This window comes from Serratia sp. root2, from assembly GCF_031931805.1.
GTDB lineage: Bacteria > Pseudomonadota > Gammaproteobacteria > Enterobacterales > Enterobacteriaceae > Serratia > Serratia inhibens.
This window is the reverse complement of sequence record NZ_JAUJXB010000004.1, coordinates 248149-265380: the sequence shown is the minus strand read 5'-3', so window position 1 is coordinate 265380 and position 17232 is coordinate 248149. Positions and strand designations below refer to the sequence as shown.

Sequence of the window (17232 nt, the reverse complement as noted above, 5' to 3'; positions counted from 1 at the left end):
TATGCCGTCAGGCTTACTCTTCGCTGTCGCCCGCTGGCGCACGCGCCGGCGCATCGACCTCTACGCGATCGATTCGCTGCAGGCCACGCGGCAATGAGGTACCTTTGCGGCCACGCTCCGCACGGAATTTCTGCAAATCTTCCGGACGCAGCGTCAGCTTGCGTTTACCCACATGCAAGGTCACGGAGGTTTGCGGCGGCAACACGAACAGCCATGCCAGCTTGTCTTCACCGGAAGCGGCCTGCGCCGCCGGGATGGACACAATCTTGTTGCCCTTGCCCTTCGACAGCTGCGGCAAATCGGCAACCGGGAACAGCAACATGCGTCCGGCGGCGGTGATCGACAGCAGCATATCGTCGTCGCCGTGGATTTCCATCGGCGCCAGCGCTTTGGCGTTGTCCGGCAGGGTGATCATCGCCTTGCCGGCACGGTTGCGCGCCACCAGATCGTTGAAGGTACAGACGAAACCGTAACCGGCGTCAGAGGCCATCAACAGTTTCTGATCGTCCGCCGCCATCAGCACTTGCTCAATGGTCGCGCCCGGCGGTGGCGTCAGCTTGCCGGTTAACGGCTCGCCCTGCCCGCGCGCCGAAGGCAGCGTCAACGGATCGAGCGCATAGCTGCGCCCGGTGGAGTCGATAAACACCACCGGCTGGTTGGTTTTGCCGCGCGCCGCGCTGCGATAGCTGTCGCCGGCTTTGTAGCTCAGGCCGCTTGGATCGATATCGTGGCCCTTGGCGCTACGTACCCAGCCCATTTCCGACAGTACGATGGTCACCGGCTCAGACGGCACAAAATCGTGCTCGCTCATTGCCTTGGCTTCCGCACGCTCGGTAATCGGTGAGCGGCGATCGTCGCCATAGGCCTGCGCATCGGCCTGGATCTCTTTTTTGATCAGGGTGTTCAGCTTGCGTTCAGAAGCCAGCAATGCCTGCAGGTGATCGCGTTCTTTGGCCAGTTCATCCTGCTCGCCGCGGATCTTGAACTCTTCCAGCTTCGCCAAATGGCGCAATTTCAGCTCGAGGATCGCTTCCGCCTGGGTGTCGGAAATGCCGAAACGCTGCATCAGCACCGGCTTGGGTTCATCCTCGCTGCGGATGATGTGGATCACTTCATCAATATTGAGGAACGCCACCAGCAAACCTTCCAGGATATGCAGCCGTTTCAGCACTTTTTCCAGACGGTAATTCAGGCGGCGGCGCACCGTGTCGCGGCGGAATGCCAGCCATTCGGTAAGGATTTCAACCAGCCCTTTGACCTGCGGGCGGTTATCCAGACCGATCATGTTCATATTGATGCGGTAGCTGCGTTCCAGATCGGTGGTGGCGAACAGATGGTTCATCACCTGATCCAGATCGATACGGTTGGAGCGCGGTACAATCACCAGCCGCGTCGGGTTCTCGTGATCGGATTCGTCGCGCAGATCTTCCACCATCGGCAGCTTTTTGGCACGCATCTGGCTGGCGATCTGCTCCAGCACCTTGGCGCCGGAAACCTGGTGCGGCAAAGCGGTGATCACCGCACTGCCGTCTTCTTTTTTCCATACGGCGCGCATGCGCACCGAACCGCGGCCGTTTTGGTAAATTTTACGGATTTCATCGCGCGGCGTAATGATTTCGGCTTCGGTCGGGAAGTCCGGGCCCTGCACGAACTCGAGCAACTCCTCAAGCCCTGCGCCGGGTTTGTCGATCAGCGCCACCACGGCGGCAGCCACTTCGCGCACGTTGTGCGGCGGGATGTCGGTCGCCATGCCGACGGCAATGCCGGTGGTGCCATTGAGCAGGATGTTGGGCAAGCGCGCCGGCAACATCTTCGGCTCCTGCATGGTGCCGTCAAAGTTCGGCACCCAGTCAACGGTGCCCTGGCCCAATTCGGCCAGCAGCACTTCTGCATATTTGGACAGGCGGGATTCGGTATAACGCATCGCCGCGAAGGATTTCGGATCGTCCGGTGCCCCCCAGTTCCCCTGGCCGTCTACCAGCGGATAGCGATAAGAGAACGGCTGCGCCATCAGCACCATCGCTTCATAGCAGGCGCTGTCGCCGTGCGGATGGTACTTACCCAGCACGTCACCCACGGTACGGGCGGATTTTTTGAATTTGGCGCTGTTGTTCAGCCCCAGTTCGGACATGGCGTAGACAATGCGGCGTTGTACCGGTTTTAGACCGTCGCCAATGTACGGCAACGCCCGATCCATGATGACGTACATGGAATAGTTCAGATAGGCGTTTTCAGTGAATGTGTGCAGCGGTAAACGCTCTACACCGTCATGAGTCAGATCACTCATTACTCAATTATCCTCAGACCGTGGCTTGGCAATCCCTGGACGACAAAGCAAAGGGTATAGCTTGTCGATTCTGTCGGCGATAGTAACCCATCAGCAGGGTAGCTGTCACAGTTGGCGCAGCAATCCCCTTGTGAAGCCGATTCAATTGCCGATTTTATGCAAAAATACATTATCTTCCGGCAGGTTTGTTGACTGAGAGTCAACACTGTTGTGCGCTGGATCCCATTTTTACTGGCATTGCTAACGATTACACTCCCCGTCAGCGAAATGTTTTCTGCGCCAAAGCGCGGAAAGCCCCCCCTATTCCAACTCTGACAGGAGCCGCGAAAAATGAGCAATATCCTGATTATTAACGCCAAAAAGCAATTCGGTCATTCTAATGGCGAACTCAACCAAACGCTGAGCGACGTGGCGGAAAGCTACCTGCGCGACGTGAAACACGATGTGCAGGTGACCGTGGTTGACGACGGTTATGACATCGAAGCCGAAGTGCAGAAATACCTGTGGGCCGACGTAGTGATTTATCAGATGCCGGGCTGGTGGATGGGCGAACCCTGGATCCTGAAAAAATACATTGATGAAGTGTTCACCGCCGGGCACGGCAGCCTGTACGCCAGCGACGGTCGCACCCGCTCGGACGCCGGCAAGAAATACGGTTCCGGCGGCCTGATTCAGGGCAAGAAATACCTGCTGAGCCTGACCTGGAACGCGCCGCTGGAGGCCTTTACCGATCCGCAGCAGTTCTTCCACGGCGTCGGCGTTGACGGCGTTTATCTGCACTTCCACAAAGCCAACCAATTCCTGGGCATGGAAGCGCTGCCGACCTTTATCTGTAATGACGTGATTAAACAACCTGATATCGACAGCGATATCGCACGTTATCGCGCGCACCTGGCAGAAATTTTTGCTTAACTAAGACCGCTTAAGCGCATAAATCAATGAGGTTGTGATGATCACCGTAATTGCAGAAATCAAGACCAAGCCGGGCCACCGTGAAACGGTGCTGAAAGCGATCGAAAAACTGATCCCGTTAGTATTGGCGGAAGAGGGTTGCGGCGAATATACACCGATGATCGACAGCCATACCCAGGCACCGTGGCAGAAGCTGTCGCCGGACTCGGTGTTCATGCTGGAAAAATGGGAAAGCCAGGCGCACCTGGAAAAACATCTGGATATCGCGCATATGCACAAGCATCGCGACACCATCAAAGACAGCGTGGTTGGCGTAACCATTCACGTGCTGGGTAACGCGCTGTAATACCGGGGGCTGCTTAGGCCCCTACAGCGTCTGCGCGTCGATATGCGCACTGACGTAGTCCAGAAAACAGGTAATACGCGCCGCCAGCTGGGTATTGCGGTAATACACCGCATTAATCGGCTGGCGCACGTCCAGCGTATCCTGCTCCAGCAGTTGCACCAACCGCCCGCTTTGCCGATCGTCGCGCGTCATAAAATCCGCCAACTGCACTATCCCTTCGCCACGTAACGCCAGTTGCCTCAGCGTTTCGCCGCTGGATGCAGAGAGGGTCGGCGTAATGGCGAAATGCGGCGCCTGCGGGTTGCGCAGCGGCCACAGATTGAGTGATTCCGGTTGGCTAAAACCGAGCAGACAGTGGTCGCGCAGCGCTTCCACGCTGTTTGGGTTGCCGTAACGTTCAAGGTAAGCCGGGCTGGCAAGAATGCGCAAACGGCTGGCCCCCAGCAGACGCGCATGAATGGTTGAATCGCGCAATGTGCCGATGCGAATGGCAATATCGGTGCGCTTTTCCAGCAGATCGATGATCAGGTTGTCGGTATTCAACTCCAGCTCGATCTGCGGATAAGCTTGGCGAAACCCCGCCACCAGCGGCACGATCACGTGTTCCATAAAAGGGGCGGCGGCATTGACCCGCAATTTGCCGGCCGGGATCAGCCTGCGCAGCGCCATCTGCTCCTCGGCGTTCTCCACCGAACTGATAATGTCGCGTGCGTGGCCAAGAAAGCTTTGGCCTTCTTCGGTCAGCTCTAGCCGGCGCGTGGTGCGGCGCATCAGGGTGGTGTCGAGTTTCTTTTCCAGGCGACTGAGCGCGCGGCTGATACCCGACGTGGTCTGGCCGAGCTGCTCGGCGGCGGAGGTAATGGAGCCGCTGTCGACCACAGAAGTAAACGCCAGCAATTCTTCGAGGGTGATTTTCATGCATTCCGCCCAGAGTGGTCGGGTGCGGCCTGCCGCGCCCCTGCGGGAAGAAGGCCCGGCGGAGAAGCCGGGCCTGACAAGAGATCAGAATCAGACGGAAAGTTCGGCCATGTCGCCTTTGTCCTGCAGCCAGTTACGGCGGTCTTCAGAACGTTTCTTGGCCAGCAGCATGTCCATCATCGCCAGCGTCTGAGCCACATCGTCATCGCTCACCGTCAGCTGTACCAGACGACGGGTATTGGGGTCGAGCGTGGTTTCACGCAGTTGCAGCGGGTTCATCTCGCCCAGCCCTTTAAAGCGCTGAACGTTCGGTTTGCCCTTTTTGCGCTTCAACTGTTCCAGCACGCCGGCTTTCTCTTCTTCATCCAGCGCGTAGAACACCTCTTTACCGAGGTCGATGCGATACAGCGGCGGCATCGCCACATACACGTGGCCGCCCTTCACCAGCGAGCTGAAGTGGCGCACGAACAGCGCGCACAGCAGCGTGGCGATGTGCAAGCCGTCGGAGTCCGCATCCGCCAGGATGCAGATTTTGCCGTAACGCAGTTGGCTGAGATCTTCGCTGTCCGGATCGATGCCGATCGCCACGGAAATGTCATGCACCTCCTGCGAGGCCAACACTTCGTCCGAAGACACTTCCCAGGTATTCAGGATCTTGCCCTTCAGCGGCATGATTGCCTGATACTCGCGATCGCGAGCCTGCTTGGCTGAACCACCCGCCGAGTCCCCTTCCACCAGGAACAGTTCGGTCATGTTCAGATCCTGCGACGTACAGTCAGCCAGTTTACCCGGCAGGGCCGGGCCGCTGGTCAGCTTCTTGCGCACCACTTTCTTGGCGGCACGCAGACGGCGCTGGGCGCTGGAAATAGCCAGCTCGGCCAGCTGTTCCGCCGCCTGTACGTTCTGGTTCAGCCACAGGCTGAAGGCGTCTTTCACCACGCCGGAAACGAAGGCCGCGCACTGGCGCGACGACAGGCGTTCTTTGGTCTGCCCGGCGAACTGCGGATCCTGCATCTTCACCGACAGTACGTAAGCGCAGCGGTCCCAGATGTCTTCGGCGGACAGCTTCACGCCGCGCGGCAGAATATTGCGGAACTCGCAGAACTCGCGCATGGCGTCCAGCAGCCCCTGACGCAGGCCGTTAACGTGGGTGCCGCCCTGCATGGTCGGGATCAGGTTAACGTAGCTTTCGGTCAGCAACTCGCCGCCTTCCGGCAGCCACAACAGCGCCCAATCCACCGCTTCGGTGTCGCCGGCGAAATTGCCGACAAACGGCGCCTCAGGCAGGGTGATCAGGCCGTTGACCGCTTCCATCAGGTAATCGGTCAGGCCGTCCTGATAGCACCAGCGTTGCTCGGTGTTGTTCAGCTTGTCGATAAAGTAAATTTCAACGCCGGGGCACAACACCGCTTTGGCTTTCAGCAGATGGCTCAGGCGCGAAACCGAAAAGCGCGGGCTGTCGAAGAACTTCTCGTCAGGCCAGAAATGGATGCTGGTGCCGGTATTGCGTTTACCGCAGCTGCCGGTTATCGCCAGTTCTTGCACTTTGTCGCCGTTTTCGAAAGCGATGCTGTAGACGTTGCCGTCACGCTTAACGTTGACTTCCACCCGCGTAGACAGGGCGTTAACCACCGAAATCCCTACGCCGTGCAGGCCGCCGGAGAACTGATAGTTTTTATTGGAGAATTTACCGCCCGCGTGCAAACGGCACATGATCAATTCAACCGCCGGGACGCCTTCTTCAGGGTGGATATCCACCGGCATGCCGCGGCCGTCGTCGATCACTTCCAGTGACTGATCGGCGTGCAGAATCACGTCGATGCGCTTGGCGTGGCCGGCCAGGGCTTCATCGACGCTGTTATCGATCACCTCTTGGCCGAGGTGATTTGGGCGCGTCGTGTCGGTATACATGCCGGGACGACGGCGCACTGGTTCTAGACCGCTGAGTACTTCAATGGCATCAGCGTTATAGCTGGATTGAGTCATCGTTGAGTTTTTTCGTGGTTAAAGGAAGGTGCCTATACCCGTCGTCTTTCAAGCCGCAGGGTATAACTCGCTTATTCACACAGCGTTTAGCCCTAAAAAATCCACAATCTGGGGGAAGTAGTGCTCGAAACCGACGAAGGCGTGGTTTCCACCCGACTCCACCGTTTGCCGGCACGCAGTGTAATAGGCCACCGCCTGCCCATAATCGAGAATTTCATCGCCCGTTTGTTGCAGCAACCAGATTAAATCCGGTGACTCCAAGGGATCGATCTGCATCGTTTTCAGATCGTAAACGTGACGTGACTCTAACACATATTGTTGACCGGTGTAGGGGTTCTCGTTTTTGCCAAGGTAGTCAATCAGCAGCTCAAACGGCTTCACAGCGGGGTTAACCACTACCGCCGGCAGTGAAAAACACTGTGAAAGCCAGGTGGCGTAGTATCCGCCCAGCGAGGAGCCCACGACGCCCAAGGTCTGCCCGGCGCGTTCCATCACCATGTTTTCAAGCATCTCGGCGGCATCGGCCGGAAAAACCGGCAATTGCGGCACCAGCATCTCGATGTCCGGGTGATTGTCAGCCAGCCACGTCTTGAACGAGGTTGCCTTGGCCGAGAGCGGCGAACTGTTAAAACCGTGCAAATAAAGTAGCGTCGACATCAGTACCCTTCCGAATCCATGTCGGGGCGAAAATCATCGTTTTCCAAGCGGAAAACCTGGGTCTCGACGCGGCCGTCCGGCAGCAGATCGAGATAGCGCCAGCCGGGCGAAACGTCGTCGATGGTAAAATTGGTGCAGTGCGGCTTGAATTGCACGCAGGTGGAAGGCGACGCCAGCAACCGGCGGCCCTGCCATTCCAGATCCAGATCCTGGTGAATATGCCCGCACACCACGGTGTTTACGTTCGGGTAGCGCAGCAGCACCGCGCCCAGCATATGCGGGTTGCGCAAGCTGTGCTGATCGAGCCAGGTACACCCGGAAGGCAGCGGATGATGATGCAGCAGCAGTAACGTATAACGCTCGGGGTGGGCCTGCAGGCAGCGCTCCATCCACTCAAGCTGGTAGTCGCTCAGTTCGCCGTGCGGCACGCCAAACACCTGGCTGTCCAGCAGCAACACCTGCCAGTTCTCGCCCAGCAGCACCTGCTTTGAGGGGGCAATGCCTGCGGCGGCCAACGCATCGACCATCGCCGGCTGAAAATCATGGTTGCCCGGCAGCCAAACGCAAGGCGCAGGCAGCCGCGCAATACCTTCGGCAAAGTGCCGGTAAGCAGCCAGAGAATGATCCTGCGCCAGGTCGCCGGTGGCGACGACCAGATCAAAACCGCGCTGCTGCGCCATGATGGCGTCCAGTACCGCGTGGTAACTGCGATAGGTATTGATGCCGAGCAAGGTCTCGTTTTCGCCGGCAAAAAGGTGGGTATCTGTTATTTGCAGAATCCTGACCCTGGCCCCACTTGCCACGGTCAGTTTAAACAGGCTTTCCAAATGGTGTCCTTTGTTATTTCAGTCTGTTTAACAAACCGGAACCGCCATCGCTCCATGCGCCAAACAGTAGCGCAACCAATCAGCAAGAAACTGGTTAATTTGATGCTTTTCGTCGCGTTGATGCAACTTTTTATTGGGATAATCATAACGCGCTTTAAAGCGGTAGATCTGCTGACTGGAACACACTTCGGCAACCATCGCGTCATGATACAGCCGCACCGTCATGGCAGGCAGGCTCCAATAACTGACCGCCGGCACGGTCTGCTCGATCTGCACCAAAGAGGTGTAGCGCGTGGATTCAACAATAGTCAGACGATAACTGGCGCCGTTCACCTGATAAGTCACCGTTTCGCCCACTTCATCGTTGCGCGGCAGCAAGCGGCGCAATTGCGCGAAGTTGGTTTCACACAATCTCATCATTTCCGGGAAATCAGGGGTATAGCGCTGTTTCATTGGTTGGCCCACTCTTTTCTTAACGATTCATGGTGCAACGCCAGCCACTGCAATGCAATCACAGATGCGGCGTTATCAATCGCGCCTTCTTCAACCCAACGGTAAGCCTGTTCACGGCTAACCACGTGGACACGGATATCTTCATGCTCTTCTTCCAGCCCATGGATGCCTTCGGCGGTAGTGGCGTCCACCTCGCCCACCATGATTGACAACCGCTCGCTGGTGCCGCCGGGGCTTGCCAGGTAGCTGAGCACCGGTTTGCAGCGCCCGACCTCGACGCCGGCCTCTTCCTGCGCTTCACGGCGGCACACGTCTTCGACGCTCTCGCCGATTTCGATCATACCCGCCACCATTTCCAGTAGCCAGGGGGAACTACTGGTATCGACCGCGGCGATCCGCAGTTGTTCAATCAACACCACCTCGTCACGCACCGGGTCATAAGGCAGCAGCACCGCCGCGTGACCGCGTTCGAAAATCTCGCGTTTTACCTCTGGGCTCATGTCGCCGTTGAACAAACGATGGCGGAACCGATAGAGATTGAGCGAAAAAAAACCACGGTAAAGCGTCTCACGTGCAATAATTTCTACATCGTTTTTATCGAGAGTAACGGGCGACGACTGTGAGTGGTTCATAAGCGAATTCTCCTGCGTGAGTATGCCGATAAAATAAACAGTTTTGATGACAGAAACGGCGGGGTAATCTTCCGCAGCTTTATGCTAGATTGTGAGCCATGATATCAGCTGTAATGTGCTCGACCAGTTGAACCAAAGTAAACACGGCAGTCTGAAAGGCAAAAGATACGCGAGATGGCACATTCAGCCACCTTATGCGAACAACAGACTCTGCTAGAATCGGCAACTATTTCGTCTATCGTCAGCGCTAACATAGCAATATTGCTGCACAACAAGGAATGCAAATGAAGAAACTGCTCCCCCTTCTTATCGGACTGAGCCTGGGCGGCTTCAGTGCAATGAGCCAGGCAGAGAACCTGCTGCAGGTTTACAAACAGGCCAGGGAAAGTAACCCGGATTTGCGCAAGACTGCCGCTGACCGTGACGCCGCATTCGAAAAAATCAACGAAGCGCGCAGCCCGTTACTGCCGCAGCTGGGTTTGAGCGCCGGTTATAACCGCAGTTACGGTTATCGTGACAACCGCGACCAAAACGGCAACACCACCAGTGGCTCATTAGCGCTGACCCAAACCGTTTTCGATATGTCGAAATGGCGCGCGCTGACGCTGCAGGAAAAAACCGCCGGTATTTCCGACGTGACCTTCCAGACCTCGTCACAGCAGCTGATCCTCGACACCGCCACTGCTTATTTCAACGTGCTGAGCGCCATCGATTCGCTGTCCTATACTCAGGCGCAAAAGCAGGCGGTTTACCGCACGCTGGATCAAACCACCCAACGCTTTAACGTGGGCCTGGTAGCGATCACCGACGTGCAGAACGCCCGTTCCAACTACGACACCGTGCTGGCGTCCGAAGTGACCGCCCGCAACACTCTGGATAACGCGCTGGAAAAACTGCGCCAGGTGACCGGCACCTTCTACCCGGAACTGGCCTCGCTGAATACCGACCGTTTCAGCACTCAGCGTCCGGAAGCGGTGAACAACCTGCTGAAAGAAGCCGAAGCGCGCAACCTGAGCCTGCTTTCCGCTCGCCTGAGCCAGGATCTGGCACGCGAGCAGATCAAATCAGCGCAAACCGGCTATATGCCGACCGTTGATTTCAGCGCATCAACCGCTGTGTCCAACAACAGGTACAGCGGTTCCCGTAGTATTTCTACGGACAACGATGCCGGTGAGAACAAAGTGGGGCTGAGCTTCAATCTGCCACTGTACAGCGGCGGCCAGACCAATTCACAGGTGCAGCAGGCGCAGTACAACTTTGTCGGTGCCAGTGAGAAGTTGGAAAGCGCACACCGCAGCGTAGTGCAGACCGTACGTTCGTCGTTCAACAACGTGAACGCTTCGATCAGCAGCATCAATGCCTACAAGCAGGCCGTGGTTTCTGCCCAGAGTTCATTGGATGCGATGGAAGCCGGTTACCAGGTGGGTACCCGCACCATCGTTGACGTGTTGGATGCCACCACCACGCTGTATAACGCCAAACAGCAGCTCTCCAGCGCGCGTTATACCTATCTGATCAACCAGTTGAACATCAAGTTCGCACTCGGCACGCTGAATGAAAATGACCTGCTGTTACTGAACGGCGCGTTGGGCAAACCGATTTCTACCTCGCAGGATGTGGTAGCACCGCCGACCACCGCCCAGGACGCATACGCGGACGGCTATAACGACAATGCACCTGCGCCGCAAACGGCTGCTCCGGCACCGGTCGCTACCCGCGCTTCTGCGCCGGCGATCACCACCACCCAGCCGGTACGCAGCAACAGCGGCAACCCATTCCGCAACTGATTCGCGCACTGCTGAACGCGGGGCCCGGCATCTGCCGCGCCCCGTTTTTTTTGCCTCGAAGCCGGTTCTGCCCACCGCCTCACAGCCAGCCCCCCGCCCTGCGGTGGTATCATCAGCGCCATTGCCTTATCTCAGTCCGGATGGGATCCCATGGAGAACACCTCAAGCTGGCAACAGTTGATGGCCGATGGCGCATTGCCGCCCGCACAGCGCCCTGCGCCGGCAATCTACGCTTCCTGGTTGCGCTGCCGCAGCCTGATGCAACCCGCCGTGTGGAAAGCGCCGCACCGTGCGCTCGGCGCCACCTTCAACTCTATCTGCCAGCGTAAAAACGATCTGCTGACGCTTGGCCAGGCGTCGCTGGAAGATGCCTGCGAATATATGGAGCCACGCCGCTGCCTGCTGATGATCCTCGACGAAAGCGGCTGCATGCTGTGGCTGTGCGGTGACGCCCTGACGCGCGAACGCCTGCAGCAATTGGGGTTTACCCCCGGCGCCTATTGGGCCGAGGGTGACATTGGCACCAACGCGCCTTCGCTGGCGGCGGCAGAAGGCCACCCGATGCAGGTAAGCGGCAGCGAACACGTGCGGCAGGCGCTGCACGGCTGGTCATTCTGCGCCACACCGGTTTATGACAACAGCGGCCGCCAACGCGGTTCGATTGCGCTGGGCTGCCTGCTGGCGGACTGCGCCGCCGGCGATCTGTCACTGACGCTGGCGATCGCACGCGAGATAGGCAACTCGTTGAACGCCGACGGCCTGTTGGCGGAGTCCAACCGTCATCTGAACCAGCTTTACGGTTTGCTTGACGGGGTGGATGACGGGGTAATGGCCTGGGATCATCGCGGCTACCTGCAATACATCAACCAGCGGGCCGCCACCCTGCTGAAGCTGGACGAACAGCAGAGCCAGGGCAAACCCCTGACGCAGTTGCTGACGCTGCCCGCCCTGCTCAACCGGGCCATCGCCCAGCGCCAGCCGCTGCAACACGTTGAAGTCACTTTCGAAAGCCAGCGGCAGTTTATCGCCGCGCTGCTGACCCTGAAACCGATCTTCGACGGCGAGCGCTGCAGCTTTATCGCCCTGCTGCACCCGATTGAACGGCTGCATCAGTACGTCAGCAGCCAACTGGGCCGCGTCAGCCACAGCTTTGAACAGATGCCTTCCGCCTCCCTGGAGATGCGCCGTCTGATCCGCTACGGCCAGCAGGCGGCGAAGGGCCAGCACCCGATCCTGCTGTGCGGCGAAGAAGGGGTCGGCAAGGAGCGGCTCAGCCAGGCAATCCACAACGCCAGCGAACGCGCCGCCGGGCCGTATATCTCGCTGAACTGTCAGTTGATGCCGGAAGCGCAGGGGCTGCGTGAACTGCTGGGCAGCGACGCCAGCGAGGAGGAAGCGGGCCAGCTCAGCAAGTTTGAACTGGCCAACGGCGGCACGCTGTACCTGGAGCAAATTGAGTATCTGCCGGCAGAAATGCAGTCTGCGCTGCTGCAGGTGCTGAAAACCGGCGTGGTAATGCGGCTTGATTCCAATCGGGTGATCCCGGTCGATGTGCGGGTGATTGCCGGCAGCGCTGCCAATCTGCCGCTGTTGGTGCAGCAGAACCGCTTCCGCCGCCAGCTGTTTTACAGCCTGCAGGCGTTCGAGATCCAGATCCCGGCGCTGCGCCAGCGGCTGAGCGACATTCCGCTATTGGTAAAGCACCACCTGCGTGCGCTGGAACAGCATTTCCAGTGCCGATTCCGGGTCGATGACGACGTCATGGCCCAGTTGGGCCTGTATCTGTGGCCCGGCAACGATCTGGAGCTGAAAGGCGTGGTTGAGCGTACGGCGATGATTTGCCACGGCCACCATCTCCAGTTAGCGGACTTGCCCGCACATTTGCTCAGCCACCAGCCGTTGCTGGAAAGTGACCCGCAGCCGGGTATGCCGCTGCTGACGCTGGCGGAAATGGAACGCCAGGCGATCATTCGCGCTGCCAACGTCAGCCGTGGGCAGCTCAATGAAATGGCGCAGCTGTTGGGCATCGGCCGCACCACGCTGTGGCGGAAAATCAAACAATATCAGATTGATATCCGACAATTTAAGCTACGCGCCTGATAGCTGAGCTCAATGACTGAGCTGCAATACCCCACGCGCCGCGTCCAGCATCGCTTTCTGGCCGCTGCGGGTTTTGCTCAGGCAGTCGTTCATACCGACCACCATCGGAATGCCCATCGCCTTTGCCAGGATCGCGCTGTGCGACAGCGCATTGCCGCCGCTCAGGCAGATGCCGAGCACCAGGCGACGATCGAGCATCACCACGTCGGAAGGCATCAGTTCGTCCATCACCAGAATCGAGGGTGCAGTCAGCGTAATCGGCAGCAGCGGCTGCTGTTGCAGATGGCTCAGGGTACGGCGCAGCATGTCCCGCACGTCCAGTTCGCGCGCCCGCATGTACTCATCGTCCAGCGCGCGATAATCCTCGATGATTGCCTCCATTTCCTGCCGCCACGCCTGCTCGGCGCTGCATTGTTGCTGAGCAATGCGCGTATAGGCCGCCTGTTGCAGATCCGGATCGTCCAGCAGCATGCTGTGCGCGCCGAAAATCGCCGCCTGCGGTTTGCCAATCAATGTGCCGGTACGCTCCGCCAGCCGGTTGAGATCGCTCAGGGTATGCTGCAACGCCTCGCGCAACCGCTGCTGTTCGGTCAGCACGTCGTCCGCGCCAATCGGGCGCTCTGTCACCGTCGGCCAGAAGCTGAACGCCTGCAACACCGGGCCGCTGGTCACGCTTTCCGCCACCGGGATACCGTGCAGCGAAGGCAGTTGCTGCTCCGAAACCGTTTCACCAAAGTGCTGTTCCGCCAGTGCCCTGAACGCCGCCAGCGCCTGCTCAGCCTGCGGGCCGTCGGCAATCAACCGAACGGTGTCACCGTGATGCACCTGCAGTAACGCCAGTTGATTGAGGCTGCGCGGATTGGCGCATTGCCCCTGTTTTTCCAACACCAGCTCGGCCTCAAAGGGCGCCAGCGTTTCCGCCAGCCGCGCTGCCGGGCGGGCGTGTAACCCATGCGGGTTCTGCACCGTCCAGCTGACGCTTTTTCCCTGCGTCAACGGCAATGCAACGCTTTTTGCCGCAGGCGCGGCTTCACCCAGCTGCGCCTGCTTGGCCAGCAGCGCGCCCTGCGCCTCTGCCAGCACCTGTTCCAGCCCGCCGCCGGAATTGGCGGCGACCACCGCGGCCAGCGTCCCCTCAACCAAGGGTGCAGAACACAATCGCACTTTGGCGGCCAACTGCGGATCCAGCAGATCGAGCGCGGTTTCGGCACTCAGCAACGCACTGCCCAAATCCATCAGCACTACAATGCCCGTACCGTCCGCCACCGACTCAATGGCCTCCATGACCTTGATCGCATCGGTGCCAATCGGATGTTCGGCATCATCGACGCCCGCCGCCAGCACCAGTTTGCAGCCGTCGCCGCGCATCATCTGCAGCGCCAGCTCTTCAACCCCGCGCGCCAGCTGCGCGCTGTGGGAAACTACAACGATATTGATCATCTCGCCTCCTGCTAGTGGCCGGCGACCTCGGCCAGCGTTTTTATCATCAGCATCACCGAGGTGGCACCCGGATCCTGGTGGCCGATGCTGCGCTCACCCAGGTAGCTGGCCCGCCCTTTACGCGCTTGCAGGGTGATGGTGCTCTCTACCGCCTGCTCAGCTCGTACACTGGCGCGCTGCAGGGCCTCTGCCACGCTCAGCTGCTGCTGCTCCGACTGGCCGAGGCTTTCCACCACCGGCCACCAGACGTCGCACATGGTTTTATCGCCCGGCTCTGCCTTGCCGCGCATCACCACGCCCTCGACGCCCTCTTGCATCATCTGATGCAGTTCCGCCAGATCCAGGCTTTGCTTGGCATTGGCCGCCTGTGCCGCACGGATAAAGAAAGTGCCGAACAGCGGGCCACTGGCACCGCCAACGCTCGACAGCAGCGTCATACCGGTATTTTTAAGAATAAAACCGATGTCTTTATCCGCCACCGACGGCAGCTTTTCCACCACCTTGTTGAAGCCGCGGTTCATGTTCAGGCCATGGTCGGCATCGCCAATTTCGGTATCCAGCCGGGTCAAAAAATCACGCTGCTGGGTAAACACCTCGCCGCAACGCATCAGCCAGTCCACTACCTGTTGTTTCGTTAATGCCATAGATCCTCCTCAGCAACCCCAACGCAGCGCGGGCGTTTTCACCGGCGCATCCCACAATGCCAACAGCTCGTCATCCACCTTCAGCAGGGTGATCGATACCCCCTGCATATCCAGCGAGGTGCAATAAGCCCCTACCAGGCTGCGTTCAACGATCATTCCCGCCTCGGCGCAGCGTTCCGCCAACCGGTGATAAACGCCGTAGAGCTCGGAAAGCGGTGTCGCCCCCAGGTTATTCACCAGCGCAATCACCCGATCGCCGCGCGTCAGCGGCTGCTTGGTCTGCACTTCATCGCGCCATTCGCCCTGCCGGCGATCCCAGGCGCGGAGGGTGCGCTGATAATGACCGTGTTCGATCAGGGTATGAAACATGTCGTCCACCGCCGCGTTGAGGCCGGTGAACGGACGCCGCGCAATACCCGGTTCGCCGTGAATGCCAACGCCAAACTCCATCTCGTTTTCCGCCAGCACAAACGAGGGTTTGCCGGCTGCGGGCACGGTACAGGCCCCCAGCGCGATGCCAATCGAATGCCCTTGATTGTTGATCCTGTGGCCCAGCGTCACCAGGGTGTCCAGATCGTCGCCGCGTGCCGTCGCTGCGCCGAGCAGTTTTTCCATCAGTACGGTATTCGCGACCCCACGTCGGCCGGCGGTGAACAGGCTGTCCTTGACCGCCACGTCATCGTCCACCAGCACCGTCGCCACCTGGGTGCCGCTGTCATGCAGCAGTTCGGTGGCGGTTTCGAAGTTCAGCACGTCGCCGGTGTAGTTTTTGATCAGCAGCAGCACCCCGGCACCGCCGTCGATAGCCTGGCCGCACTCATACATTTTATCCGGCGTCGGCGAGGTAAAAATCTCCCCCGGACAGGCGCCGTCGAGCATGCCTTCGCCGACAAAACCGCAGTGCATCGGTTCGTGGCCGCTGCCACCGCCGGACAGAATAGCCACCTTGCCCGCTACCGGCGCGTCGGCGCGGGTAACGAATACCGGCTCCTGATGCACCAACAGTTCAGGGTGCGCTTCCGCCAGCCCCAGCAGTTGCTCTTCCAGTACCGACTCAACCTTATTGATCAGTTTTTTCACGGTCATTTCCTCGTTTGGCCAACGGGGCGCAGCCTGCTGCGCCCCTGCGGTATCAGCATTGGTGTTGTTGCAGCCAGGCGCTGCCCAGCCGGTCCGCCGTCAAGATTGCGGCCTGTACGCTGGCCGGCGTCACCTTGAACGGCATGTTGTGGATGGTTTCGCCGGCGGCGCAGCTGGCTTCGGCAACCGCCATGATTTTCTCTGCCGCATCGCCGCTAACGCCCATCTCGGCCAGCGTGACAGGCAGGCCGATGCGGTGGCAGAAATCCAGCACCGTTTCGATCTGCGCCATGCTGCTGTTTTGCAGCACCAGCTGCGATAGCGTGCCGAAAGCCACTTTCTCGCCGTGGTACAGGTGATGGCACTCTTCCAGCACGGTGAAACCATTGTGAATAGCGTGCGCCGCCGCCAGCCCACTGCTTTCAAAACCAATGCCGCTCAAATAGGTATTGGCCTCGATAATGCGTTCGACCGCTTCCGTCACCACGCCGGCCTCAACCGCCAATTTGGCTTTGACGCCTTCCGCCAGCAGCGTTTCATAACACAGCCGCGCCAGGCTGAGCGCCGCCAGCGTCGATTTGCCGCCCGCCATGCTGGTTGCCTGAGCGTCGAAACAAGCCTGCGCCTCAAAATAAGTGGAAAGCGCATCGCCCATTCCCGCCACCAAAAGGCGCACCGGTGCCTTGGCGATAATCGCGCTGTCCATCACCACCATATCCGGGTTGCGCGGGTAGATCAGATACTCGGCAAACTCGCCCTGTTCGGTATAGATCACCGACAGCGCGCTGGTCGGCGCATCGGTAGAGGCAATGGTGGGGATTAACACTACGGGCAATTGCTGGTAATGCGCGATGGCTTTGGCGGTATCGAGGGTTTTGCCGCCGCCGACGCCAATCACGCCGCGGCAGCCATGGGCCTTCAGTTCGCGCCCCAACCGGTCGATTTCTTTATGGCAGCATTCGCCGTTGAACAGGCAGGCGTGATGTTTCACCCCGTGCTGTTGCAAACTACCCATCAGGGTATCGCCCGCCAGCTTCATGACGAAGTCGTCGGCAATCACGAAATAATGGTCGGCAAGCGCTTTCGCGTATTGGCCCACGGCGACCAGTGCATTGGCGCCCTGAATGTACTTGCCTGGGGACTGGATGATTCTCAACATAACC

At 59.1% G+C, this 17232-nt stretch carries 15 protein-coding genes; 4 read left to right on the top strand and 11 right to left on the bottom strand.

All coding sequences use genetic code 11. The annotated features are described in order from the left end of the window. Nucleotides 1-13: 13 nt before the first annotated feature. Nucleotides 14-2287, bottom strand: coding sequence for a DNA topoisomerase IV subunit A (parC, locus tag QZQ97_RS19080; protein WP_212557257.1), 2274 nt, complete (start codon nt 2285-2287; stop codon nt 14-16). 330 nt (nt 2288-2617) lie between these two features. Here parC and QZQ97_RS19075 point away from each other — a divergent pair, with 330 nt between their 5' ends. After that, nucleotides 2618-3199, top strand: coding sequence for an NAD(P)H-dependent oxidoreductase (locus tag QZQ97_RS19075; protein ID WP_311994724.1), 582 nt, complete (start codon nt 2618-2620; stop codon nt 3197-3199). Nucleotides 3200-3236: 37 nt separating this feature from the next. Next, nucleotides 3237-3545 carry a putative quinol monooxygenase gene (locus tag QZQ97_RS19070; protein ID WP_004948272.1) on the top strand — a complete coding sequence of 103 codons (309 nt, stop codon included), beginning with the start codon at nt 3237-3239 and terminating at the stop codon, nt 3543-3545. 21 nt (nt 3546-3566) lie between these two features. Here the strand turns inward: QZQ97_RS19070 and QZQ97_RS19065 are convergent, their stop codons facing one another. The 6 genes from QZQ97_RS19065 to nudF all read right to left on the bottom strand — a co-directional run bounded on the left by QZQ97_RS19065 (nt 3567) and on the right by nudF (nt 9018). Beyond that, nucleotides 3567-4463 carry a LysR substrate-binding domain-containing protein gene (locus QZQ97_RS19065; RefSeq protein ID WP_311994722.1) on the bottom strand — a complete coding sequence of 299 codons (897 nt, stop codon included), beginning with the start codon at nt 4461-4463 and terminating at the stop codon, nt 3567-3569. 90 nt (nt 4464-4553) lie between these two features. Further along, the gene (gene parE / locus QZQ97_RS19060; protein ID WP_006320596.1) at nt 4554-6449 is read right to left on the bottom strand and encodes a DNA topoisomerase IV subunit B; all 1896 of its coding nucleotides are present in this window, start codon (nt 6447-6449) and stop codon (nt 4554-4556) included. 75 nt (nt 6450-6524) lie between these two features. After that, on the bottom strand, nt 6525-7106 hold the full coding sequence (gene yqiA, locus QZQ97_RS19055) for an esterase YqiA (RefSeq protein ID WP_311994721.1): 582 nt from the start codon (nt 7104-7106) through the stop codon (nt 6525-6527). Next, on the bottom strand, nt 7106-7933 hold the full coding sequence (gene cpdA / locus QZQ97_RS19050; RefSeq protein WP_311994720.1) for a 3',5'-cyclic-AMP phosphodiesterase: 828 nt from the start codon (nt 7931-7933) through the stop codon (nt 7106-7108). Before cpdA ends, yqiA begins: the two co-directional genes overlap by 1 nt. Nucleotides 7934-7960: 27 nt before the next feature. Beyond that, nucleotides 7961-8386, bottom strand: coding sequence for a DUF1249 family protein (locus QZQ97_RS19045; protein ID WP_311994719.1), 426 nt, complete (start codon nt 8384-8386; stop codon nt 7961-7963). Next, on the bottom strand, nt 8383-9018 hold the full coding sequence (gene nudF, locus QZQ97_RS19040) for an ADP-ribose diphosphatase (RefSeq protein ID WP_311994718.1): 636 nt from the start codon (nt 9016-9018) through the stop codon (nt 8383-8385). Before nudF ends, QZQ97_RS19045 begins: the two co-directional genes overlap by 4 nt. A 284-nt stretch (nt 9019-9302) precedes the next feature. On the opposite strand from nudF, the gene tolC reads away from it, so the two are divergent. Next, nucleotides 9303-10805 (top strand): outer membrane channel protein TolC, encoded by a 1503-nt coding sequence (tolC, locus tag QZQ97_RS19035; RefSeq protein ID WP_311994717.1) that lies wholly within the window; start codon nt 9303-9305, stop codon nt 10803-10805. A 150-nt stretch (nt 10806-10955) separates the two neighbouring features. Beyond that, the gene (dhaR, locus tag QZQ97_RS19030; protein ID WP_311994716.1) at nt 10956-12905 is read left to right on the top strand and encodes a dihydroxyacetone kinase operon transcriptional regulator DhaR; all 1950 of its coding nucleotides are present in this window, start codon (nt 10956-10958) and stop codon (nt 12903-12905) included. A gap of 9 nt (nt 12906-12914) precedes the next feature. Here dhaR and dhaM read toward each other — a convergent pair whose 3' ends face one another. From dhaM to QZQ97_RS19010, 4 genes are read right to left on the bottom strand one after another with little or no spacing between them, the layout of a single operon-like run. Then, on the bottom strand, nt 12915-14345 hold the full coding sequence (gene dhaM, locus QZQ97_RS19025) for a dihydroxyacetone kinase phosphoryl donor subunit DhaM (protein ID WP_311994715.1): 1431 nt from the start codon (nt 14343-14345) through the stop codon (nt 12915-12917). 11 nt (nt 14346-14356) lie between these two features. Further along, complete coding sequence (dhaL, locus tag QZQ97_RS19020) at nt 14357-14989, bottom strand: dihydroxyacetone kinase subunit DhaL (protein ID WP_311994714.1); 633 nt, start codon at nt 14987-14989, stop codon at nt 14357-14359. 9 nt (nt 14990-14998) lie between these two features. Beyond that, the gene (gene dhaK / locus QZQ97_RS19015; RefSeq protein ID WP_311994713.1) at nt 14999-16069 is read right to left on the bottom strand and encodes a dihydroxyacetone kinase subunit DhaK; all 1071 of its coding nucleotides are present in this window, start codon (nt 16067-16069) and stop codon (nt 14999-15001) included. Between the two features lie 52 nt (nt 16070-16121). Continuing rightward, the gene (locus tag QZQ97_RS19010; RefSeq protein ID WP_311994712.1) at nt 16122-17228 is read right to left on the bottom strand and encodes a glycerol dehydrogenase; all 1107 of its coding nucleotides are present in this window, start codon (nt 17226-17228) and stop codon (nt 16122-16124) included. Between the last annotated feature and the right edge of the window lie 4 nt (nt 17229-17232).

Coding starts and splice junctions, on each gene's coding strand:
- parC (WP_212557257.1), bottom strand. CDS start 2,287: ATGAGTGATCTGACTCATGACGGTGTAGAGCGTTTACCGCTGCACACA.
- QZQ97_RS19075 (WP_311994724.1), top strand. CDS start 2,618: ATGAGCAATATCCTGATTATTAACGCCAAAAAGCAATTCGGTCATTCT.
- QZQ97_RS19070 (WP_004948272.1), top strand. CDS start 3,237: ATGATCACCGTAATTGCAGAAATCAAGACCAAGCCGGGCCACCGTGAA.
- QZQ97_RS19065 (WP_311994722.1), bottom strand. CDS start 4,463: ATGAAAATCACCCTCGAAGAATTGCTGGCGTTTACTTCTGTGGTCGAC.
- parE (WP_006320596.1), bottom strand. CDS start 6,449: ATGACTCAATCCAGCTATAACGCTGATGCCATTGAAGTACTCAGCGGT.
- yqiA (WP_311994721.1), bottom strand. CDS start 7,106: ATGTCGACGCTACTTTATTTGCACGGTTTTAACAGTTCGCCGCTCTCG.
- QZQ97_RS19045 (WP_311994719.1), bottom strand. CDS start 8,386: ATGAAACAGCGCTATACCCCTGATTTCCCGGAAATGATGAGATTGTGT.
- nudF (WP_311994718.1), bottom strand. CDS start 9,018: ATGAACCACTCACAGTCGTCGCCCGTTACTCTCGATAAAAACGATGTA.
- tolC (WP_311994717.1), top strand. CDS start 9,303: ATGAAGAAACTGCTCCCCCTTCTTATCGGACTGAGCCTGGGCGGCTTC.
- dhaR (WP_311994716.1), top strand. CDS start 10,956: ATGGAGAACACCTCAAGCTGGCAACAGTTGATGGCCGATGGCGCATTG.
- dhaM (WP_311994715.1), bottom strand. CDS start 14,345: ATGATCAATATCGTTGTAGTTTCCCACAGCGCGCAGCTGGCGCGCGGG.
- dhaL (WP_311994714.1), bottom strand. CDS start 14,989: ATGGCATTAACGAAACAACAGGTAGTGGACTGGCTGATGCGTTGCGGC.
- QZQ97_RS19010 (WP_311994712.1), bottom strand. CDS start 17,228: ATGTTGAGAATCATCCAGTCCCCAGGCAAGTACATTCAGGGCGCCAAT.